Origin of the sequence: Bacillus sp. F19 (assembly GCA_023823795.1) — a bacterium.
Classification (GTDB): domain Bacteria; phylum Bacillota; class Bacilli; order Bacillales; family Bacillaceae; genus Bacillus_P.
Map to the genome: position 1 here is coordinate 2,590,020 of CP085710.1, position 22,027 is coordinate 2,612,046.

Annotated in this window: 28 protein-coding genes; 12 read left to right on the plus strand and 16 right to left on the minus strand. The window is 36.2% G+C overall.

Features of this window, described 5'->3' with window-relative positions:
* Positions 1-14: 14 nt before the first annotated feature.
* Positions 15-1,121, minus strand: a complete 1,107-nt coding sequence (locus LIT25_13190) for a HAMP domain-containing histidine kinase (GenBank protein USK31633.1) — start codon at positions 1,119-1,121, stop codon at positions 15-17.
* A gap of 201 nt (positions 1,122-1,322) precedes the next feature.
* Here LIT25_13190 and LIT25_13195 point away from each other — a divergent pair, with 201 nt between their 5' ends.
* The 3 genes from LIT25_13195 to LIT25_13205 are packed head-to-tail and all read left to right on the plus strand — an operon-like array spanning position 1,323 to position 3,114.
* On the plus strand, positions 1,323-2,219 hold the full coding sequence (locus tag LIT25_13195) for an ABC transporter permease subunit (GenBank protein USK31634.1): 897 nt from the start codon (positions 1,323-1,325) through the stop codon (positions 2,217-2,219).
* Positions 2,212-2,421, plus strand: coding sequence for a hypothetical protein (locus LIT25_13200; GenBank protein USK31635.1), 210 nt, complete (start codon positions 2,212-2,214; stop codon positions 2,419-2,421). Before LIT25_13195 ends, LIT25_13200 begins: the two co-directional genes overlap by 8 nt.
* 12 nt (positions 2,422-2,433) lie before the next feature.
* Positions 2,434-3,114: an ABC transporter permease subunit gene (locus tag LIT25_13205; protein USK31636.1), complete on the plus strand. Its 681-nt coding sequence runs from the start codon at positions 2,434-2,436 to the stop codon at positions 3,112-3,114.
* A 26-nt stretch (positions 3,115-3,140) separates the two neighbouring features.
* On the opposite strand, the gene LIT25_13210 is transcribed toward LIT25_13205, so the two are convergent.
* Positions 3,141-3,371 (minus strand): hypothetical protein, encoded by a 231-nt coding sequence (locus LIT25_13210; GenBank protein USK31637.1) that lies wholly within the window; start codon positions 3,369-3,371, stop codon positions 3,141-3,143.
* Between the two features lie 119 nt (positions 3,372-3,490).
* On the minus strand, positions 3,491-4,171 hold the full coding sequence (locus LIT25_13215) for a cyclic nucleotide-binding domain-containing protein (GenBank protein USK31638.1): 681 nt from the start codon (positions 4,169-4,171) through the stop codon (positions 3,491-3,493).
* Positions 4,172-4,264: 93 nt separating this feature from the next.
* Here LIT25_13215 and LIT25_13220 point away from each other — a divergent pair, with 93 nt between their 5' ends.
* Entirely contained in the window at positions 4,265-4,687 is a 423-nt protein-coding gene (locus LIT25_13220) for a DMT family transporter (GenBank protein USK31639.1), read from the plus strand.
* Positions 4,688-4,700: 13 nt separating this feature from the next.
* Positions 4,701-5,150, plus strand: a complete 450-nt coding sequence (locus tag LIT25_13225) for a DMT family transporter (protein USK31640.1) — start codon at positions 4,701-4,703, stop codon at positions 5,148-5,150.
* A gap of 14 nt (positions 5,151-5,164) precedes the next feature.
* Here LIT25_13225 and LIT25_13230 read toward each other — a convergent pair whose 3' ends face one another.
* The gene (locus tag LIT25_13230; GenBank protein USK31641.1) at positions 5,165-5,647 is read right to left on the minus strand and encodes a hypothetical protein; all 483 of its coding nucleotides are present in this window, start codon (positions 5,645-5,647) and stop codon (positions 5,165-5,167) included.
* 125 nt (positions 5,648-5,772) lie between these two features.
* On the opposite strand from LIT25_13230, the gene LIT25_13235 reads away from it, so the two are divergent.
* Positions 5,773-6,015: a hypothetical protein gene (locus LIT25_13235; GenBank protein USK31642.1), complete on the plus strand. Its 243-nt coding sequence runs from the start codon at positions 5,773-5,775 to the stop codon at positions 6,013-6,015.
* Here the strand turns inward: LIT25_13235 and LIT25_13240 are convergent.
* From LIT25_13240 to LIT25_13255, 4 genes are read right to left on the minus strand one after another with little or no spacing between them, the layout of a single operon-like run.
* The gene (locus LIT25_13240; GenBank protein USK31643.1) at positions 6,012-6,503 is read right to left on the minus strand and encodes a DinB family protein; all 492 of its coding nucleotides are present in this window, start codon (positions 6,501-6,503) and stop codon (positions 6,012-6,014) included. The two genes, LIT25_13235 and LIT25_13240, sit on opposite strands and share 4 nt — an antisense overlap.
* Positions 6,503-7,204 carry a peptidase E gene (locus tag LIT25_13245; protein USK31644.1) on the minus strand — a complete coding sequence of 234 codons (702 nt, stop codon included), beginning with the start codon at positions 7,202-7,204 and terminating at the stop codon, positions 6,503-6,505. The genes LIT25_13240 and LIT25_13245 overlap by 1 nt, the downstream gene beginning before the upstream one ends.
* An 18-nt stretch (positions 7,205-7,222) precedes the next feature.
* Entirely contained in the window at positions 7,223-8,080 is an 858-nt protein-coding gene (locus LIT25_13250) for a DUF3307 domain-containing protein (protein USK31645.1), read from the minus strand.
* Complete coding sequence (locus LIT25_13255) at positions 8,077-8,841, minus strand: hypothetical protein (GenBank protein USK31646.1); 765 nt, start codon at positions 8,839-8,841, stop codon at positions 8,077-8,079. The genes LIT25_13250 and LIT25_13255 overlap by 4 nt, the downstream gene beginning before the upstream one ends.
* A gap of 280 nt (positions 8,842-9,121) precedes the next feature.
* Between LIT25_13255 and LIT25_13260 the strand changes: the two genes are divergently transcribed.
* Genes LIT25_13260 through LIT25_13285 form a run of 6 tightly spaced genes read left to right on the plus strand, consistent with a single transcriptional unit; the run spans position 9,122 to position 13,639 of the window.
* Entirely contained in the window at positions 9,122-9,331 is a 210-nt protein-coding gene (locus LIT25_13260; protein USK31647.1) for a hypothetical protein, read from the plus strand.
* Between the two features lie 23 nt (positions 9,332-9,354).
* Complete coding sequence (locus LIT25_13265) at positions 9,355-10,176, plus strand: hypothetical protein (protein USK31648.1); 822 nt, start codon at positions 9,355-9,357, stop codon at positions 10,174-10,176.
* Positions 10,173-10,442, plus strand: a complete 270-nt coding sequence (locus LIT25_13270) for a PqqD family protein (GenBank protein ID USK31649.1) — start codon at positions 10,173-10,175, stop codon at positions 10,440-10,442. Before LIT25_13265 ends, LIT25_13270 begins: the two co-directional genes overlap by 4 nt.
* A complete protein-coding gene (locus tag LIT25_13275; protein USK31650.1) occupies positions 10,432-10,875 on the plus strand; it encodes a S24/S26 family peptidase in 444 nt (147 codons plus the stop codon). Before LIT25_13270 ends, LIT25_13275 begins: the two co-directional genes overlap by 11 nt.
* Positions 10,872-12,674, plus strand: a complete 1,803-nt coding sequence (locus LIT25_13280) for an ABC transporter ATP-binding protein/permease (protein ID USK31651.1) — start codon at positions 10,872-10,874, stop codon at positions 12,672-12,674. The genes LIT25_13275 and LIT25_13280 overlap by 4 nt, the downstream gene beginning before the upstream one ends.
* Before the next feature lie 14 nt (positions 12,675-12,688).
* Positions 12,689-13,639: a nucleotidyltransferase family protein gene (locus tag LIT25_13285; protein USK31652.1), complete on the plus strand. Its 951-nt coding sequence runs from the start codon at positions 12,689-12,691 to the stop codon at positions 13,637-13,639.
* A 60-nt stretch (positions 13,640-13,699) separates the two neighbouring features.
* Here LIT25_13285 and LIT25_13290 read toward each other — a convergent pair whose 3' ends face one another.
* The 8 genes from LIT25_13290 to galE all read right to left on the minus strand — a co-directional run bounded on the left by LIT25_13290 (position 13,700) and on the right by galE (position 21,826).
* Positions 13,700-15,499, minus strand: a complete 1,800-nt coding sequence (locus LIT25_13290; protein ID USK31653.1) for an ABC transporter ATP-binding protein/permease — start codon at positions 15,497-15,499, stop codon at positions 13,700-13,702.
* Complete coding sequence (locus LIT25_13295) at positions 15,496-16,689, minus strand: nucleotidyltransferase family protein (GenBank protein ID USK31654.1); 1,194 nt, start codon at positions 16,687-16,689, stop codon at positions 15,496-15,498. The genes LIT25_13290 and LIT25_13295 overlap by 4 nt, the downstream gene beginning before the upstream one ends.
* Positions 16,679-17,107 carry a lasso peptide biosynthesis B2 protein gene (locus LIT25_13300; GenBank protein ID USK36273.1) on the minus strand — a complete coding sequence of 143 codons (429 nt, stop codon included), beginning with the start codon at positions 17,105-17,107 and terminating at the stop codon, positions 16,679-16,681. Before LIT25_13300 ends, LIT25_13295 begins: the two co-directional genes overlap by 11 nt.
* A 73-nt stretch (positions 17,108-17,180) precedes the next feature.
* Positions 17,181-17,480 carry a lasso peptide biosynthesis PqqD family chaperone gene (locus LIT25_13305; GenBank protein ID USK31655.1) on the minus strand — a complete coding sequence of 100 codons (300 nt, stop codon included), beginning with the start codon at positions 17,478-17,480 and terminating at the stop codon, positions 17,181-17,183.
* Positions 17,465-18,415 carry an aldolase gene (locus tag LIT25_13310; protein USK31656.1) on the minus strand — a complete coding sequence of 317 codons (951 nt, stop codon included), beginning with the start codon at positions 18,413-18,415 and terminating at the stop codon, positions 17,465-17,467. The genes LIT25_13305 and LIT25_13310 overlap by 16 nt, the downstream gene beginning before the upstream one ends.
* Before the next feature lie 104 nt (positions 18,416-18,519).
* Entirely contained in the window at positions 18,520-18,642 is a 123-nt protein-coding gene (locus LIT25_13315; GenBank protein USK31657.1) for a paeninodin family lasso peptide, read from the minus strand.
* Positions 18,643-18,646: 4 nt separating this feature from the next.
* The gene (locus tag LIT25_13320) at positions 18,647-20,590 is read right to left on the minus strand and encodes an asparagine synthetase B (protein USK31658.1); all 1,944 of its coding nucleotides are present in this window, start codon (positions 20,588-20,590) and stop codon (positions 18,647-18,649) included.
* A 171-nt stretch (positions 20,591-20,761) separates the two neighbouring features.
* A complete protein-coding gene (gene galE, locus LIT25_13325; GenBank protein USK31659.1) occupies positions 20,762-21,826 on the minus strand; it encodes a UDP-glucose 4-epimerase GalE in 1,065 nt (354 codons plus the stop codon).
* Positions 21,827-22,027 lie beyond the last annotated feature (201 nt).

A 22,027-nucleotide genomic window follows, 5' to 3' on the forward strand; every position in this document is an offset into this window, starting at 1 on the left:
TTCCAGGTCCTCTTTTATGCGGTAATATGCGGAAGTGATAAGGAGAACCGGGTCGATTGCTCATCAGAAGAACATTGAATCGTCCCTTGATGACTTTCAATTATTTTTCTGCAGATGTAAAGGCCGATTCCCGTTCCTAATTCTTTTGTAGTGAAAAACGGTTCAAAAATCGATTGAATTTGCTTTGGCGGAATCATTGGACCATTGTTTCCAATATATACATATGTCATGTTATCAATCATTTCAAATTCAATCGTAATCGTACGGTCAGACTCTATTTTCTGAAGCGCATCAATGGAATTAAGCAAAAGATTTAAAAATACTTGCCTTAATTCATCTTTGCTCGCCATAACCGTGGTTTCTCTTTTGGAGATTTCCTGCACTTTGACGCTACCGTCAAGAAGACTGGGATACATAAATGATAGAACCTCATCTAATAATTCACTGAGGTCAAGCAGTTCACGTTTACTCTCTATCGTCTCTTTTTTGGATGCATGGAGAAATTGTGACACCCTAAAATTCAGCTGATCAACCTCATGACTGATGATGTCCAAATACTTCAAATCAGGATGATCATTTTGCATCAGTTTTATGAAACCTTTTACTGCTGTCAGCGGATTCCTGAATTCATGGACAAAGCTTGATGACATTTGACCCAATATGGTCAGCCTCTCTTTATGGCTTTGATCAATGAATGAAATTTTTTCCTGCAGTATTTCTTCTTTAACCTCAGTGTATTTCTTCACAGCAAAATAAGAAAACTGATCAAAAAGAGCATTGATTTCTTCAATATAAGGCTGCAGGTCATTTCGCGGAATTCCAGAACTGACAATATACCCGATCACTGCACGTCTTCCAAGATTCACATTATTTATGAAATCACCCATGTTTACATTTGCTTCTACTCTTTCTAGAGCTACTTTACTAGCCAGAATATCAATTTCATATGAGCTTAACGGCTTCTGAATGGTTTTTTTTACCAATCCGTACATCCTCATCCCGTTTTTCTCTACTTCTTCCTGATGAAGATCGTCTTCTGAAATCGTAATATTTTGCCTCCATGCAGTGATAAAACTAGAAATATTATCATCTAAAAACCGAATTAACTCTGAAGCTGTCATAAGTAAAAGCACCCCTAATTCTTGCAAAAGAATCATATGTATTTCTATTCTTGTTTAGAAGAGGAATAATAAATAGGGCTAAAGTTTGGAATATTCCTGCTAAACTATACAATTTACATTCTATCATAATATGTATTATTACGGTATTTCCCTTTTTACTTTTGGTATAATAAAATGTGCGGAAGGATGTGTCTGCCATATATGTTAAATATTAGAATGAAACAATTCGTTACCCTATTATTTAAAATAATCCTAATCATTCTTGGCAGCTGCAGTATTGCAGCTTTACCCTCTTTAGTCTTCTTAGAAAAAGATGGTTTTCCTGTTGAATTTGGATTTTTCCCAGTATCCTATCTAAATGCCATTGGGCAAATAACTGCTGAGATTCTTACTCCTTTTGATTTAACGTTTGAAAGCCATGGAGATAAGCTTGAATTAGTTCCTTTTATTTTTAATGCCTATTTTTATTCCATCAGCATATTATTCCTTTCATTTTTGATTTCACTGGCTTCAGCATTTTTACTATCAATCATGTATATCCTTGCTTCATCCCATGTGCGGAAAATCGCTCGCGGCATCCTGATGATCTTAGAATCAATACCAGATGTTATATTGATTTTGGCCCTTCAATACGGAGTTATCTCATTTTTCAAAAGCACGGGAATAAAGATGCTTCAGATTTATGGTTTAGAAGATAAGGTTTACCTATTTCCGATTCTGTGCCTAAGTTTTGTTCCAATCGCCCTGATGGTTCGCTCACTTATCAATATTTTAGAAGAGGAGCATGAAAAACTATACGTCCAGTTTGCAAAAGCCAAAGGAGTATCCAATTTGCATATTCTCATTAAACATGTTCTGCGAAATGTTTTTATTTCTTTGCACCATCACATTTCCTCTATTTACTGGTTTATGCTTTCCAGCTTAGTGGCGGTTGAATTTCTTTTTCAAATGAATGGCATCACGGGATTTTTATTTGGATATAAGGAACAGGAAGTAATCGCAATTGGCATTCTGCTTATCCTGATTCCATTCGGGTTACTGCAGTTGATTTCTAAAAAATGGTATTCTTTGTTATTGAGAGGTACTCAGTATGAATAAAAAGAAGCTATTATTTGTCTTTTTTCCCTGCGTGCTTATTGGGCTGCTTCTCCTTATGAGTTTTATTTATGAGTTTGGATTTAAAAGCCAGACAACTTCTGTGATGATAAAATACGATGAAAATGGCGATATTGCGGGCAGAGCTCCTTTTCCTCCATCTCTTAAGCAGCCATTTGGGACAGACAGAAATGGAAATGATTGAGGACTCAGATTATTGGAAGGAGCAAAATACACTATTACTTTCGCTCTTGGCGTTTCGATTCTAAGAACACTGGCTGCTGTGGCTGCGGGATCTGTTTTTGCCTTTTTGCCCAGGTCCATCCAATCATTCGCAAAGTGCTTTTTGATTCCTTATCAGTACATACCTGCGTTTATTTTGGTGTTTGTCTTGATCTGGCCTGTGAATTTTATTAGAGATGAAATTGGGTATACATCTTTGGTTGCCTTTCAGTTTTCAGTTATTGTCATCGTTGGAATTGCACCGGTCATGCTGCTGGTTTCCGGCGAAATTAAACAAACCCTTAAAGAACCGTATATTGAAGTTTCCTATCATTTAGGGGCCAGCAATAGACATGTTATTTTTAAACACATATTACCCGTACTGAATAAACGAATTCTGATTATCTTTTTCCAGCAGATGATTCAAACCCTTTTGTTGCTCATTTATTTAGGGATATTTGAAATTTTTATTGGCGGAGATAAACCTGGCGGGGTTTTTGGAGATGACGAACGCTCTCTTTCTCAGTCAGGTGAATGGGCAGGCATGATCGGCCAAAGCAAATTTGATTTGATAACGGCGCCCTGGATTGCATTAGGCCCAGGAATTGCATTTATCATTTTGATTTTACTTTTAAATATCGTATTAAACTATTTGCTCTATCCTGAGAAAAAGTAAAATGCAGAGGCTGCCCTCTGCATTTTTCACACTGAAGCATCTTCTTCATTTGTACCTGTTCTTTTATAAGTTCCTGTGTAATCTGTATTGTATCCTGCTGCAATTTTGCAAGTCTCACTTTCGACAATAGCCAGATTGATTAATCCTTTACGCGGAGGAATAACCTGAACTGTACCAGGTATTTTCTGATTAAAGCATTCCCACCTTAAGTCAGCAAACGCACTTTCTTCTGTTAGCAAAACAATCTTTAGTTCCAATCGCAACTCAAGCAGAAGCAGTAATGATTGATGGAATTGATAAAGAGGACATTGAATCGCCCCTATTTAGATAAAAGATAATTTCAAGCTTCACTTTTTTTCATTCTTTCCCTTCTCACCTATCTATAAATATCCCCTGCAAGTTTTCGCAGTTCACTCTCATTCATTACTTCATAAGCATTCTCACTTTTTCGGATTGTTCCTTTTTTACAAAGCAAATCAAGTGTCCTCAGCAGATGGCGATAGCTGGTGCCAAGCATTTCAGAGAGGTACGTCAGGTTTTCTTTAAACAGGATGCTTTCCTTTTTACCACCAGTAGCTAAAATATAGCTTGAAAGTCTATGTTCAAGCGGATAATACAGATTGATGGAGCTATTTTTTGAAAGCCTGTTCAGCTTGTCGGATAGAGAATATCCCATAAAGGTTAAAAAAACAGGATCCCGCAGCAATTTTTCTCTTACTTGCGGCAAATAAATGCCAATACAATATGTATCGTCAATAGCCTGAACACTTGATGCTGCTCCCCGCACCTGGAATAGTTCTACATCTCCCAGCACTTTAAATCCTTCATAAAATGAGAGCAGCAGGGATTTCCCGTTGCTTAATGTCGTGAAAACCTTCGCACGTCCATCTACAAAAAAATAGAGATAATCCATTTCTGCTCCTTCCCGGCATAAATATTCATTTTTTGAAAAGACGTACAGTTCCATCCATTCTTTCATATCCTCGGAAAAATACCCGGCAATTTTGTTCACCGCAATGTACTCTTCAAACAATTTCTGATTTTGTAATTTTTTCATAAAAAAACCTCTGGCAATGTGACATATGTCATCATTATATCTCTTTTATATATGGATAATGAAACAAGACATCTATAGAAGGAGTGAATATTTTTGTACAACCTGATCTCTGCTGCAGTTGGCGCTTTTATTGCCATCATGATTGTATTAAACGGAGAACTCTCAAATGGCATAGGAAATTACACCTCTAGTGTTGCTATTCATCTCGTCGGGCTTCTTGCCATTTCCGCCGTTTTCTTATTTATAAAAAAACCGATTCATTTTCAAAAAGGACTGCCGCTTTATTTGTATAGCGCTGGCGCCATTGGAGTGCTTACCGTCCTTTTTTCAAACATTAGCGTCATGTCGCTCGGAGTTTCTGTTACGATTGCCCTTGGATTGTTAGGGCAGTCACTGGCTGCCATTATCATCGATCACTACGGGCTGCTTGGCATGAAAACAGTAAAATACCACAAATCAAAATGCATTGGTCTGGCATTTATTCTGCTGGGCAGTGCTGTTATGACGTTTTATTAAGGAGGTATTTACAATGGTCTATTTAATTATTTCTATTTTAGCGGGTGTTTCAATTGTTATCGCAAGAATTATCAATTCCAACCTTGCAGACAAAATCGGGTTACTAGAAGGAACACTCATCAATTTTGCAACAGGTCTGATGTTATCCTTGGTTTTTCTTTTCTTCAGCAGCGAGGCTGTTTCCTTTTCGTCTTTAACCTTGTCTGAAGTTCCAAGCTGGGCATATTTAGGCGGTGCAGCAGGAGTCATAGTCATCTTTCTCTCAAGCTACCTCACGCCGAAAGTATCTGCTTTTTATTTAACTCTCTTTATTTTCATTGGACAATTATTTACGGGGATCGTGATTGACTACTTTACACTTGGTGAATTGTCTCAAGGGAAAATACTTGGAGGATTGCTTGTATTATTTGGTCTTGTGTTTAATTTAAGAATTGACAGGAAAGAAGAAGTGGGATCTGCATAAGATCCCATTTCTAATTAATCTTCCTGATATGTATATGAATTTTTACCTGCATTTCTCACTAAAGCAACAAGTCCTCTTATGGTTAAAAGTGTAAAGCTGATACTTGCAAATGTATGAAAGACAGACCACTTCTTCCATTTAAATAAACGGGTTGTTTTTTCCATATACCACTGGGCAATGGACATCGGCACGCTCCAGGTTAAGCTTTTCAACAGAACCCCAGGTAATTTATCTTTGTATGATTGACGGACCCAAATCACACTTAATAACGGAAAAAACAACATATCAAACAGAATATTTGTTTTGAAAATTTTTGAAAAGGGCCTTACAGGGTACTCGACTCTTTTAGTGTTGACAACATTAGCATCAATAATGGTAGACAATATACCCTTGGCAAAAAAGACAATCAGCATTTCCTTTACATTTGGCTTCCGTATTACAAAAGGAAACAATACCGCACAAAGTGCAAACAGCCCTTTGATCATCGTTTTTTCCATCTTCAACATCCTTATCATTTTTTTGATAGTATTTGCTTTTATCAAAAAAAATAATACGGATTATACAGGAACTTATCCGTTTATCCTGAATATGCTAATGATGATCATCTTGAGGAGGTTTTACATTGTATCATTACATGCCATATCCATACGCACGATATCCTAAGCCAGTCATGCAAAAACTAAAATCATCAACATTAAGTGCTGTTCAGCCATTTGTACAGCATGGTTTAAAAGAAGCACATTTCACTTCGTACCAGCATGCTCTAATGGAGGTAGCCGCCATGTCCTATCTGCTCGGAAAAGGATATGATTACAATGCTGCCTATCAATTAGTAGAAGCCTGGGAAGTAAATGAATCTTTTTAAAAGGCTGGATATCTAGCCTTTTTTTCTGGAATGAACCCTCTGCCAATAAAATTTGCTCCAACAGGCTCCCTCCCAATGTCCCTTGCCCAGACAGACAGCTGTCCCGCGTGATGAATTTCATGGGCTATGACATGGCGGATGATTTCCCCTTTTTTATAGGTGCCGTCCATCCAAGGCGGAGATACATTTTCATTTTCCCATGCGATGTTCCAATTCTTTAGATACGTGATCATTTCTGGCTGCAGCTCTCTGGATAATCGGATAATCTTTTCAAGTGAGTCGTATTCCCTGATTGTAAAATCGATGACCGCATCACTCTTAAGTACATTGATCCAGCTGTATTCTACATCAATGATATGAAGCAGTGTTTCGATAATACTACCTGCCCCTCCTGACCGTTTTTCCTGCAATTCTTCGCCATTCAGGTCTTTGCACCATTCAAACCACTCTTCTCTGACGCGCCAATTGTATTTAAAAAATAGCTGCATTACTGATTACCCAGATATAAGGGGATTTTTTCTTCTTCGTATATCGAATCTTCTGATTTATTGACAAAAAATGCTTTAGCATCCTGTCTGGAGCTGACGATTTTATAAATTTTTTCATCTGTAAAGTGAATCGCAGCACCATCATCAAGGCCGTATCCTGCTTTCATTTTTCCGGATAAAATATGTACCTGATAAGCAGGTCTGCGTTTTTCCTCCCCATCATAATGAGGGCAGCAGCTGCCATGCAGGAAGCCAAGTCCGTTTAATTTATACAGCGGAGCGTTCATGGGATCTGTCAGCCCCTCTTCAAACCAGCAAATAGCCTCCGCACTCAAGCCTGCAAGAATGGTCCCGTTCTCATAAGCCTTTTTAATAATCGAATCCAAACCCCACTCTTTCCATAAAACAAGCAAGTTTCTCGTACTGCCGCCTCCAACATAAAGAATATCCTGCGACATGACAAAATCCTCCAGATCATGAAAATGGGGATCAAACAATGCTAGATGATCAGGAATACATGAATAGGAATGAAAGGCATCATAAAACCTTTCTATATATTGATTCTGATCTCCGCTCGCAGTCGGCACAAAACAAACTTTCGGAAGATCCTTCATGCTTTGCTTTACTATGTATTGATCAAGCAGCGGATTTTCAGGCTCCATCGAAAACCCTCCGCCCCCCATCGCAATAATCTGCCTCACTGACAACATCTCCTCCTGTTAAATTAAAACTTCCCTCAGCAGCAAGCCAAAGAAAATGCCAAGAAACATGGATGTTAATGTCCCAAGAAGAAAATACTCAGCCCAATTCCGGTCGTCCATCTGCTTAAATCGCGCGATCGACTTAGCCGTTACAATAAATGCAATCGCAGGATAAGCACTATAAAAAGTTAAAATTATGACAAGCAGCCTCTCGATGTACCCAATCAGCTTTCCCCGCGATAGATCATGTTTATTAAAAGTATAATAATTGTACTCCTCTACAAGTCCGCCGGCTGAATTCATCTGCTCCTCTTTCCGCTCATTCTTAAAAGCATACCTGCCCTCAAACGAAAGCAGCTGAGCCGGCAGCGTTCCGAGCAAGATCCGTATTATATGCCCGCTCACACTTGTCACCAAAATCACAATGATGATTATAAAAAGAACGGAATTCAGTATACTTAAAGAAGAATTCTCTGTTAAGAGCTCAATTCCTTTTTCCTGCAGTTCAGAAAAAGTCACCTTAAAAAACAAATGACAAGCAATGATAATCATTGCCAGATGGATGATCTGATCTGCAATAAAATAGAAAAGCTTTTTCATGTTTTGCTGGCCGGCTGTTTTGTCCAGCAGCTTTATTTTTAGAAAATCGATCAGAAAATGAGTGCCTAATAAAAATAAAATCGGCAAAACTACATATTTCAGAGGCTTTGCAAAATCAAAGGACAACGCCCAGAACACAAGCGATACCGGTAAAAGGACTATAAAATGATGCAGCATATGCTTTTTCAAATTCTTCAGCTTTTCTCTCACCATCTCATCCGATTGGAGAAAAAAATCAGCAATTAAATGAGCCAGAATGAGACTTAATAAAATCATGTGTTCCCCTTTCCTTCCTCTTTTGAATACCATTCGCTGATGTGCATCTGTAAATGGGTGCGGATGGACTGCTGCAATTTTGGCAGAGCTGGATGTGAATCAGGGAATTCTTTTTGCTGAAGCAAGTTCATAACAATGATCAAATTATTGAAAATCATTCTCAAATCATCCCCGCTGCCTTTCTTAAAGTGACTTGATATTGTGGATGGGGATTTATCTAAGATGCTTGCTGCTTTTCTCTGCTGATTAAAAATCTCCAATAAGGAAAACACAAGCTTCTGCAGATCTGTTTGTTCATTCACCAGCTTTTGATGCATCATCAGCAGGGAATTCATCAAAAGTTGAACCTCAGCCCTGTTTTCTTTTATATAAAACTTGAACTGAGATCTGTTATCTCCCTCTTTTTTCAGAGATTCATTGGCTTCCCTCGCAAGCTTGATCATAGGATGAATCCACGTTTCAATCTCGATCTCTTTCAGTTCTCTATTGATGTCTCCAAAGGAAACTCCGAAATATGGAGGATTGTCTGGCAGGTTCCATATGATGCTGATGAAATGGGCAATTTCATATGCTGTTGAATACCCATTTGCAATCAAGATGATTTCATCTCCCCTGCGATGTTTCACAATCACATCTTCATTTGTCCAAGTCTTAATCCATTTTACCATTTTTTCTAAATAGGCTGATAATTCTTCACCCATTCCCTCTGCAGAGGAATTTTGGATGTCCATGATGAAAATTGAGGCTGGGTGTTGGGGCATTTAATGAAACCTCCTAGAAATTCGATTATATAAGCAAATATATCAATAATTCGATTATATAGTCAAACTTTTATAATGTGCTACTATTTAGACGAATAATCATTAATTCTTTAAAAATGTGAAAATAGTACTGTTTGTCGAAAAATAAAACTACCATCGGACGTTAATAAGAACTATAATTTATTTTATAAAGAACAAAAGTCTTCTATGCTATTCTGAAAAAAATAACTACAAGCATTTTGTTCTTTATAAAGAATTATATTAAGAAATGAGGACTACTATGAAGAATGAACGTGAAGGAAATGTATCACGTCCAATGGTTTTAAGTCACCAGCCGGTTCGGTTTGAGACAGCTCAAAGCTGGAATAAAGGCCATGGAAATGTGGATCACCCTGGAAATGGAAATGGCGGGATTCATTATCCTAATCCACCATATACCGGTCCCCGCCATGATAATGGGGGAGGAAAGGGAAAGGGAAAGGGAAATTAAAATCCACAATAAAGAAGGTCCATATGTCTTATGGCCTTCTTTATATGATGATTGAGGAGAACTATATGACCTTTATAAATACTAAAATTGGTGAGTATAACATTAGACTGCATTGTGAAAATAAGAAACTAGTTAAATTTTTAACTCACCAATTCCTATTAATAGATAATGGCAGAAATATAGATTTATCGGTATTTATTGCTGAAGGCTACGGTCAGCCCTTTAAAAATTATGATGTAGAGATTTCTGAAACCCGAAATTCCATCACTTTTAAAAGAGCAGATTACAAAATTACAGTTGACCCAAATTACACGCAAGCGGAACTACATGTTCACAACGAACTAGCACTAAAACACGCTTTAATGAGCCTTTACAGTTCATTTATTGTTCACAAAAACTGGGGGATTCTTCTTCATTCTTCTTGTGTCCTTGAGACAAATGGTGCACACATTTTCACAGGACATTCTGGAGCAGGAAAATCCACAGCAGCAAAACTGTCTTCTCCCCGCCCGCTTTTGTCTGACGAAGCAACAATCATAAAAATCGAAAAAGACGGAGTTAGGGCCTATGACTCACCATTCAGAAGTGAATTGCATGGACATGCACCAGTTTCTAATACAAAACTGCTGAGCATTGACCTTCTCCATCAATCTCTTTCAATTGAAAGAAACCGGGTCGATAAATCATCAGCCCTTTTAGCATTATTAGATAAGGTATTCTATTGGCCCAGCAATAAAGAAGAAACGAAAAAAATTCTTACCATGCTGCGATTTCTCGTAGAGCATGTTGACATTTATGATCTTTATTTTCAAAAAAACAATCGATTTTGGGAGATGATTTCATGACAACTTATTATAAACAAGCACCAGATTGCGAAACAGTAGAAATCGATGGAGAATGGATGATTCTTCACTCCGTGCATTTCACCATTACAAAGTTAAATGAAACGGGCGGATTCTGCTGGTCATTGCTAAAAGATGCACACACTGTAGACGAACTGGTTCTGACTTATCAAACTCAGTTTAACAACAACAAACAGAAAACAAAAAATGAGCTTCAGTGCTTTCTAAAAGAACTAGAACATTACGGATTGATTGAGCATGCGGTTTGATCAGAATACAATCAATCTATTGAAAGCGACCATTGAAAAACACGGATGGATTGACTTGCCTGCTGAAGGCTTCAGCATGTATCCCTTTATTCAAAAAGGTGAAATTTGCCGATTTATAAAATTCGATAATAGTAACCTTAAAAAAGGGCAGATCCTTCTCTTTTATTCAAAATCAGGGAAGTTGATTGCCCACAGATTATACCGCTATGAAAAGGGGCATTACATCCTAAAAGGCGATACAAACGAATGCCTGGATGAGCCAGTATCACCTGCTCAAGTGATTGGCTGCCTGGAATCTGTTCAAAAACAGAAAGGCATGATCAGTATGTATAAGCCTTTTGCATTTCTATACAGTCAAGCAGTCGTTACATCTCCCTTCTCAGCACGGCTGTTCCGCTTCTATTTAAAAAGAAGACTCGGTAAAGCGCTATGATCAAAAAGAAATGGACCACATTCAAAAACATGTTTTTAATAGAAGATATCCGCAGGACATTCACTTTGCTTGGTCCCTATCTATTAAAGTACAAAAGTTTCTACATATCTCTTTTTTTGATTATGCTCTCACAAATTTTATTAACGATCGGTTTTGCTTGGTTCTTTGGAACAATCACAGATGCTGCCGTTCAAAATGAAACGGATAAACTAAAATGGCTGCTGCCACTGGGTCTTGGCTTACTAAGTATAAGTTTGGCAACGACGTACTCTTACACTTATTTAGAGTCCATAACAATCAATAAAGTAAAACTTGAACTCAAAAAACAAGTATTAAAGCATCTTCTACTTTTGCCCGTGAAAAAAACAGCAAACATGCGAACTGGAGATTTAATGACCCATTTTACAAACGATGTCAATTGCATCGAAGGAGTCATCGGCAGCAACCTGCTTTATCTCATTCAGCTCCCTTTAACATTTGCTGCTGTTTCTGTTTACATATTTATCATCAATTGGCAGATGGCTTTAATAGGTTTTACTGTGATCCCTCTTGCCATTATTATTGGGGCTGTTTTTGGCATCCTGCTCAGAAACAACAGCAGAAAAATGTTTACTCAAATCAGTGATATTAACAGTACACTTAATGAAATTTTCCAGGGTTTATCCGTTATTCGATCTTTTCTTTTAGAGAAAAAAATGTCTCAAAAGCAAAACAGTCAAAACCAGGAACTCTTTACATTAGAAATGAAAAATACAAAGCTCCGCGGCTTTTTTTATATTGGCGGAGAAGCCATTACTTCCATCACATATATAACTGGACTTTGCTTGGGAGCTTATTTTGTTTCTAAATCAATGATTACAGTTGGTTCGCTGCTCACCTTCGTTACTCTGATGCAGCACCTGATCTCCCCGCTTACCGGTTTAGCAGGAATTTGGGGCAGCTTCCAAAGTTCAGCATCAGCAGTTGAAAGACTATCAAACGTATTAAATGAAGAAGTTGAACTAAACCATTTTCCTGAATACGTTCCATCAAAAATTAAAGGCTCTATTCAACTGAAGAACATTACCTTCAGTTATGATCAGCAAAAAAATTCGATAGATAACATGACATTAGACATACCAGCCGGCCAAACAGTTGCGATTGTCGGTCCAAGCGGTGCAGGAAAATCAACACTCTTTCACCTTATCCAAGGCTTCTATCAGCCAGACAGCGGAACGATCATGCTGGATCACAATCCAGAAGAACACCTTCCGCCCTCTGTGGTAAGAAGTTCTTTCGCATATGTTGCGCAAGAGACCTTTCTTTTCTCTGGAACAATCAAAGATAACCTCTTGCTCGCACGGCCAAATATCTCAAATTCAGAGCTGATCACTGCAGCAAAACAAGCAAACATTCATGATTTTATCATGTCATTGCCAAATCAATATGACACACAAGTTGGAGAAAGAGGCGTCCGTCTTTCAGGAGGGCAAAAACAAAGGCTTTCTATTGCAAGAGCCATCCTAAAAAATGCACCTATTCTGTTACTAGATGAAGCAACATCCGCACTCGACAGTGAAAGTGAGCTATTAGTTAAAAATGCGCTGGAAGCTATTAAAAGTAAAACAACTTTAATTATCGCCCATCGCTTATCAACTATACAGCATGCTGATTTTATTGTAGTTATGGATGAGGGGAAAATTGTTCAGATGGGGAGACATGAGGAGCTGATTACTCAAGAAGGTCTATATAGAAAATTATCAAACCTGCAATTTAAAACAAAAGAAAAACTGCCTTCATTACAAGCAATCTCACAATAAGGGATGGATGAAAGATGATCATACACTTTTTACAATCATTATATAATCAAACAAAATTACCAGAAATAGAAAGCGATTATCAATATTTAATAGAAGACATCCATCACTTTTCAATTGAACCTCAAGTTTATTACCTATTAAAACAACATGACCGTCTTAATGAAACACCTGCTTTTTTCACTGACTACTTAAGGAAAGTAACAGATCAAATCTTGCTTCAAAACCTTTTTATTAAAGTACAAATGGAAAAGATATTAAAATTATTTGAAACTCAAAAAATAGACACCATCCCTTTAAAAGGTGTCTATTTTGCGGAAAAATACTTTGGCCATATCGCTGCAAGATCTACTTCTGATATTGACTTACTGATACATCAAAAGGACAGACAAACGGTTGATGAATTACTAAGAAATCGAGGATTCATCTATGAAGATGAGGGTCCTAAAGATCACTTTCACTGCAGCTACAGATTGTATTTGCCTGGTTCTTCCATTCCATTAAGAGTCGAAATACATTGGAACCTATTAAAAGAAAATACCTCAGATCTGGACATTATTGAGTTTTGGAATGATGCGGTTCCTATAACGGCTTATCAACATATTAAAGAACTCTCCAACCAGCATGCTTTTTATATGATTGTGCTTCATGCATGGCGTCATAATTTAGATTCATTGAGGCATTTTATTGATGTTGTACAAATGGTGAATATTTTGGATGAAAAGATTTGCTTTGAATCTCTTTTTAACCAGGCAAAGAAAGATAAAACTTTGAAAAGAGTTCAGAGAACGTTAAAAATCGTTTATAGGGTGTTTGGAGAAATAAAATATCCTGAACAACTATCTGTACAAAAGAATTACGGTAAGTGGTGGGAATATGAAAAGATTAGGGATCGGGAGTATCGGAGTTTGAGGGTTTATTTGGATTTCGTGGATTACTTATTGTTTAGTGTTGATAAAATAATATAAATAAAAGCCACTATGAAAGATTAATAGTGGCTTTTAACGTTATCATTCAACTATTAGACGTTAAAGGCTTGCATCTTTTTGATTATTTAATAATTTCCCAAAAAGATTTTTCTTATCTTTCGCCAGCTGACCAAACTCACCTTTTTGGATGACATTCCCTTGATCTAAGACAATAACCTGATCCGCGTTTCTTATTGTTGACAGTCGATGAGCTATGACAATGATTGTCATACTTCCTTTGAGCCTTTCTAATGCTCTTTGAATATTTGCCTCGTTTTCGGTATCTAAAGCACTTGTAGCTTCATCTAAAACAAGTATAGAAGGCTTCCTTAATATTGCTCTTGCAAGGACAATTCGTTGTCTCTCCCCACCTGATAGACGTATACCCCTATCTCCAACTAATGTATCTAATCCATTTGGCAGTTTTTTAACAAATTCAGCAGCTGATGAAAATTCTAATGCTCTCCATATTTCTTCATCTGCAGCTTCAGATTCAACCATTAGAAGGTTTTCTTTAATACTCGCATTGAATAAAAATGGATCTTGCGGCACGTAACTAACTGCTTTACGCATTGAAAGAAGGTTTTCACTTGTCAGAGGTGTGCCGTCAATTAAAACTTGACCTTTTTCTGGAAGATTTAAACCCATTAAAATATCAATTAATGTACTTTTTCCTGCGCCAGATCTGCCGACAAATGCAGTCATTTTATTTGCAGGAATAACAACATTTATATCTTCTAAAGCATATGAGTCAGAAGGGTTCTGAGAATAGCGAAAATATACACTTTTACATTCAATCTCTTTCTTGATTCGAATAGGAATAATTGTAAGGTTCTCATAGTCTTTGAATTCAACAGCTTTTCTGGATTCATTTTGTAGATTCTTTACAGCATGAAATGAGGGAAGCATAGTAGCAATCTGCTCTAAAGAACTTTGAATTCCTGCCACTCTTGGCCATAACCTTGAAAAGATCACAACAATCAGCATTAATTCCCCCGCCTGTGCATGAAACATGTTTACTGCAATGAAAATAAACACAGCTATAAGTATAGAAGAAGCCACTTTGTAATATAGTTGGGACATGGTCCTTAATGTGGTGTATTCAATCTGTTCATCTTGCATTCCTTCAGTTACGTTTAGAAACCAATTCATTTTGGATTTTTCAAGAGTATTACTTTTAATATCCTTAATACCATTAATTTGATCGGTAATCCCAGCAAGGTATTCTTTCCCCAGAGAATAATTTTTTTTCCCTAAAGCCAGTGACATCCTTAAAAATTTCCTGTTTAGAAAGACAATAAGAGCCCCGCAAAGCAATAAGAAAAACGTAATACTGGGAGAAAGAAAGAAGGCTAGACCGATTTGAATAACGGTAAAAATAAGAGATGCCAAAAATTGCAGCAGCGAATGAGTTCCGGCGCTAGAACGGGCAACTTCAGTTGTTAATAAATTGATTAAGTCTGATTTTCTATTTTTTATAAAAAAAGCCCAGTTTGCGTGGAGCAAAGAATGGTAAGTGTTTACTCGCAAGTGGCGAAAAAAACCATGCTGGATTTTTATGTTCTGAATCGTTATGTGACGATGTAAAAAATTTTGTAAGATCACGATAAGAACAAAATTTAATAGAATAAATGGCAGACCGAAACTGCTTGGAATACGGTCAAAAAAAGAGAAAATCTCGTTAAAAGGGGTATTCCCCACATTAAAATCGATAATGCCAGTAATGCTTATCATGGGAATAAGCAATAAAATACCTACACCATCTAATAAACTTATAAACACAGTAGCTAATAAGTTAATATATAGTCTTTTCCCAGCATAAGATTGTATTTGCTTCAGAAAATACAAGATTAGATTCAAGATTTTTGCCCCCTAAGGTATCTTGTTTCTCTTTTCGTTTTCCTCCATGCCCATAAAAAGGGGCGTAAAAGGAAATACAAAAAATGAAGCCGATTTGGCAACGGGAGTGTTTCGGCGTCTTCTGGCAAAGGATGAATGCAACTAAGTAGAAAGAGTAATTTTTGTTTTGGCGACATTAAACTAAATAAATGTTTTGCATGATATTTACAGATATCATCAGGCACAGGATCTGTATGTAAGTTAACCATTCTTTCAAAATAAAAAATTGCCTCCTGAGCGAGTCCTCTTGATTTTTTATTTTCCACCATATGTGTCATATCGGTATTAACTTCTGCATTTAACAATTCCGATGCTAAAACCAAAGCCTGTGAACCTTGATTAATGAAATGGTACTTTTTTAGCAATACCTGTATTCTATTCCAGTCTATATCCTGCCCCATCATATGCTGAATATCTGACAGCCACCTTAATCTTGACCATCCATGTCTTGCTCCGTGCGACACCAGAAACAAAAATAAGTCTTCTTTTCCTAAAAAGTAGATTGGTGAAAATGTCAGGTTACTTTTACGTCTTTCCTTCCATAGATCATCAAAATGAGGTTCAGGGCCAGGTCCTGGATTCAATCGCCAATGAACCTCAGCTTTAATTTTTTTGACTGGATGAAAATAAGTAAAATGATGATGTCTCCACTTCCAATCGCCTAGCACAGAATGTATATATTCATCTTTTTTATAACCAAGGCTTTCCAAAAGTTCTTCTGTGATTTCAAGTTTTTCAAAAGGTACAAGAAAGTCCAGATCACTAGAAGTCCGGAGAGAAATATCTCCGTATAAATCATGGGCAATTACTGGCCCTTTTAAAAAAAGAACACGTATCTGTTCTTCTGTTAATTTCATGCTCAGCTGCTCCATTTCTGCACTTAAGAAAAGCATTTTGAATGTATTATTCTTGTATTTGTCGGCCAGATATTGAATAACGTTTGATGGGATCATGTCTTCAGGAAGCTGTTTTAAGCGGGGATAAATCATTGTATAAACACGATGATGTGTACATAATTTTAAAAATAAAGTCCAATCAATCTTAGTAAACAAATACCTGCCTTTTTCGACTAAGTTTTCAACACTTTCGTCCTTTAAAAGTTCGAAAATGATCTTTAATTCTCTAGGCACCTTTGCTAAATTAAGTCTCATTCTCAAATCCTCCAATTTTCTTAGCAAATTTGCCAACAACCGTATAATTCTCCTTACCCTCTGAACCCGTGACAAAATATGGTCCACTGCGCAGCCAAGCATGAGCTACAAGCTTCCCTGACTCATCTCTTGCTGTTCCCAAATATAAAGTGCTTTCAATGTTTCGCTTCTCCAGCATTTTCATTGCTGCAATAGCTTTTACAAGACATTGGCTTTCCCAAAATGTATATTTGCTCATTATCTTAATAGCTTGAGAGACACTGGCTATCGTTTTTTTGTTAAAATTAATAGTTTCATAAGCTGTCTCTTCCATATGCTGCCCCAACGAAGGAGCTACTTTTGAAAAAGGTATACTTTTAAGATACCGACCAAGTCCTAAGTAAAAAAAAGATTCTGCCAAAAGTAATTTAGTCTTCATATCCATTGAATGAAGCAGTAATAATTTATTCAAGATCTCACTATCCCTTACTTAAAATAGATCGCACAATAAACTAAATATCTTTTTCTAATTTAATTAATTTTTCTTTATTTAAGGACTCTAAAAAAGAAAGTACCTGTTTCTGGCATTCTTCTCTTTCAACTTGATATTGTGAAAGCAAACTTTCGATTAATTGATTAAAGTTTATAGGGCTTTCTATAAGATCCCAAATTACACCGCCCATTTCACCTAGATTATAGTATTTTCCATTACTTATACTGAGCATCACTTTTTCCCCGTTCATATCACTTACGATGTTTCCTTCTCCTTGGCGTACAATAAAATTTGTCGAAGACATTAGTGCGTTAACCATACAAATTTTTCCTCCTCTTTGATAGCATTTATTATTTCTTCAGCCAGTTCATGTGAAGTGAAACGGTTAGCTGGCCTGCTAAGCTGGTATAAATTGATTTTCTCAGCCATTGCTACAGTTATATTAAAATGCCATTCCATCAAACCCATTTGAGCGATAAAGAAATTACGATATGTATGTTTGAACAAAGTTTGAAGACTGTTTAGTTTATGGATTGGGTTTAATATTATCTCTGCAGTGTCCGATTTAACTAACTCAAAAACCCCCGAAAGCTGAAGCTTCTGAGAAACAAATTGATTTTTCACTGGAACTGCGTATTTAGTTTCTCTATTAAAAATCTGTTTATAACCATTTGCATCCATTCCAAACTCATTAAGACTTTCTAACCAAAGTTTTTGCTGAGGATAAGCCGGAGTTATTAAGGGAAGTTTTTCTTCATTTAGAGTTACGGGAATAACATCATCACTGATAAGCTGATACCCCTTATTTAATAAAGAAGAAGCCAAAGTTGATTTGCCTGCTCCTGAGTCACCTATAATGGCGTATGCTTTACCGTCGATTGCTATAGCACTGCCGTGCAGGGGCAAAACTCTTCTTTGCATTAATATTGCACCCATACATGTTCCAAGCAGGTAAAGACGAATTAGATCATCATCAGCATCAGCCAAAGGAGAATAGAGAATTTCTCTTCCTTTTTGCACCAAAAAAATACCAACTGCTTGAATTTTGAACATGATAAATTCTTTTTTTATAACAAAAGATTTATTTTTATCTGATAGTTCTTTCCAGATCGAGGTCAAATCTGATATTTCTATTATTATTTGAGGTTCATTCTCTTCTATTATAATTAGAGGCAGTTCAAGCAAATCTATGTCTGACTGTATATTAAATCCAAAAGCATGGTACAGCTGTGTCTTCAAACGAACTTTATTCAAGAAAACATCCCCCGAATTTTTATTAAAATCATGTAGATAAGATTATCAGTAAGTACCCCTATACTATAAAAGTATAAGGGTACGATTTAAATTTATTAAAATAATTAACTATAATGGACTACCTCATCTTCATCAGGCTGAACTGCGTCTGGTGTTTTAATTCCTGGTCCAGCCATTGTCAAACTTACATCCAATACTTCTAGTTCTGGTGTTTGCCAAGATTTCATGTAATCACCTCCCTTCAATTTTATTTAAAAATCTATATAATATTAAACTTCGCATTAAAATTCTAAATTCATATTCAAAGATAAGCCTAGGTGTGTAGTCCATTTCAATTCTCTTAATGTATTTCGCCAATAGTTCGTTATTTACAAAAGATGAAACTTTAGGATCTTTAAGTAGTTTGTAGAGTTCATCTATAAATGCTTTCCATGAGCTTATCATTCTATGAACTCCATCAGCCCCTTGTACTCCACGGGATCTCTGATTAAGTCTTATATCTTCTGGCAATAGTCCGTTAGTAGCTCTGCGGACAAGTGCCCGATCAAGTCCACTCTGGACGAATTGTTCATCTGGAACAGATAGACAAAATTGAACTACCCTTATATCGTTTGTAGGATCGCGCTCCCATAATGAATGTCTTAATGATAATTTGGTGCCGATAGTCCCATTTAAACCCCAAAAATGTAATTGTTTAAACTGATTATTTTTTATGTGATAAGCATCAGTCGTATTAGTTCCGCTTATATCGATTTCCTGCTCTTCCAGTTTTTCAAAAACTTTAGTTCGAGATGCAAATTCAGGATTTATCCAAATAGGAAAACTTTCTTGATTTTTCGAGTTAGAAAGCCTTGCAATTTCAGGAAACGCTTTTCTACTTACAAATTTCATAATTCTTGATTTTTTCACACCTATATTTTTACTATATAGGTTCACTTCTTTATATAAGCTCGATAATTTGAATTGCCTTAACAAGCGGGCATAGTAATCTAAAGCTGGTCCAAAAGAAATTGTCCAATTGCCTCTTTGACCATTTAGAAGTAATCCAACTCCCTGACTACTTGCTTGCTCATAAATTCCTTTTAGCCAAAAAGAGTTTTCAAAAAATTTATAAGGCATCTCCAAAGTTTGCAGCCAATCATCGATTTCAGAATATGGATTAGTATCCGAAAAGCTTAAATACTTATCATTAATGTTACCTACAAAGTTAACCGTCGATTCAATTAACGGTCTCTCATTAGCCACTCTATATCTATGTGTCCAATCAACAAAGTCATCCACTGGAACGTAACTAAATGTATGTAATCTTTTCTTTTTCTCTTTCAAAGCTTTAGCTGCAAAGCTAACAACGGAGCCAGAATCTAACCCTCCGCTAAGGTGAGCACCGACACTTCGATGAGTCCGAAGTCTATCAATAACTGCTGTATTAAATACTTCTTTAAAAGCTTCTTCATATTCTCCATTAGATTTCAATTTCAATTTAACCGAATAATCAAATTTAGAATATTGTCTCAGGTATAAACGTCCATTTTCGAGTTTAATAGTATGTGAAGGCGGCAATTGCTTAATATTGTCATAAACAGTCGTGTCGGTGGAAATGGAATCCGTTGTAACAGGTATTGCAATAAATTCAGCAAGCCACTGGTCATTCAGTTTTTTACTAATATTAGAGATGGAGAAAAGAGGTTCAATAATTGTACTAAACGCAAATTTTGAACCGTCATTATAAAAATAAAGGGTTCTAGTACCAGAAAAGTCTCTTGCCCCGAAGAGCAATTGACGCTTTTCATCCCAGATCATAAAGGCAAAATCACCAACTAAATACTTGGGGGCTTCTTCTCCCCATTTTTCATATGCAAGCAATATTAACTTGCTGTCGGTAATATCTTTTCTCAAAAATTTACCCACTGCTAATCTATCAAATAGTTCCATACGATTATCAATAATGGCATCTGCAGTAATTGCCATTTTTAACTCATAATCATAGTAAGGCAGTACTTCGCCCACTGATTCAGGTGTGATCCATTGCGCGTGGCAGCCAAGAAACAAATTCTGAATAGTCCATGTCTGAACATCATCTGCGGGAAACTTTTGCAAAGTTTTCATTACATTCTTACATTCTTCAATTCTTATTGGTTCACCGTCAAAATGATAAACTCCAACTATTGCACTCATATTTCCCTCTCCTACAGATCATTTCATTAGTTAAATAACTTCTCATTAAAGAACGAATAAACTAATTGTATTCTATATTAAGAACATTACATTACTTTTTTACTAAAAGCAATAACTTTATAGCTATTTATCTGGAATAAATTTCACCTTTTTATTACAGTAATATATAAACTAATTAACAGAAACGGGCATCGATTTTAAAACAACTATCTGTTTTTTGTTTTCTACCTCATATCCATTCGGATTATTGAGTTGCCAACGCCAAGAGTCAGAACACATTTCTTCAATTCCTTTTTTTGCAACCCAATCTAACTCCTTTTGTGCTTTTGTAGGATCCGCATAACTAATTCCGATATCTCCTGGTCTCCGGTCAATTATTTTGTATGGTATATTCTTACCTATTACTTTTTCAAATGCGTGGATCATTTCCAACACACTATACCCTTTACCAGTCCCAAGATTATAGGCACTGACACCTACAGAGGATATTACCTTTTCAAGTGCTTTTATATGACCAGCTGCAAGATCAACAACATGTATAAAATCTCTTATTCCTGTTCCATCATGGGTAGAATAATCATTGCCAAAAACGTTCAGCTCTGTCCTCTTTCCTATCGCCACTTGTGTAATATAAGGAACTAAATTATTTGGAATACCATTTGGATCTTCCCCAATTAGACCACTAGGATGAGCCCCAACAGGATTAAAGTACCGCAGGAGTGTTATGCTCCATTTATTGTTTGACACATATATATCTCTTAATATCTCCTCAATCATCAATTTGGTTCTGCCATATGGATTGGTTGCTTCAAGTGGTAATTCCTCAATAAGCGGAACATGTTCTTGCGTACCGTAAACGGTTGCTGATGAACTGAATACAAGATTTCTTACTCCGAATTTTTCCATCAATTCAAATAGAATAACAGAACCTGTTATATTGTTGTGATAATAATGCAGCGGCATTTCTACTGATTCTCCTACAGCTTTAAGCCCTGCGAAATGAATTACAGCTTCAATTTGATTTTCAATAAAAACAGATTGTAATGCAGCTCTGTCTAATAAATCTAAGTAATAAAATTTAAAATCTTTTCCAGTAATTTCTTTGATCCTGTTTAGTGAACTTTTATTTGAATTAGATAAATTATCAATAATAATAATGTCATATCCTGCGTTCAACAATTCAACACATGTATGTGAGCCTATGTATCCTGCACCGCCTGTAACTAAGATTGCCATTTCTACCAACTCCAAACTAATTAGTTTATTATAAGAATTCTTAATAAAGAACATTTTATGTTTAATTTTTATTAAATGAAAATAGGTCAGAAATACTATAAGTAAATTAAGTTCTTTATAAAGAACTTAATTTAAATTATACGTTGTAACTTTTCTATATTCAACTTTATTAAATGAAAATTCTAAAAAATATATCTCTGT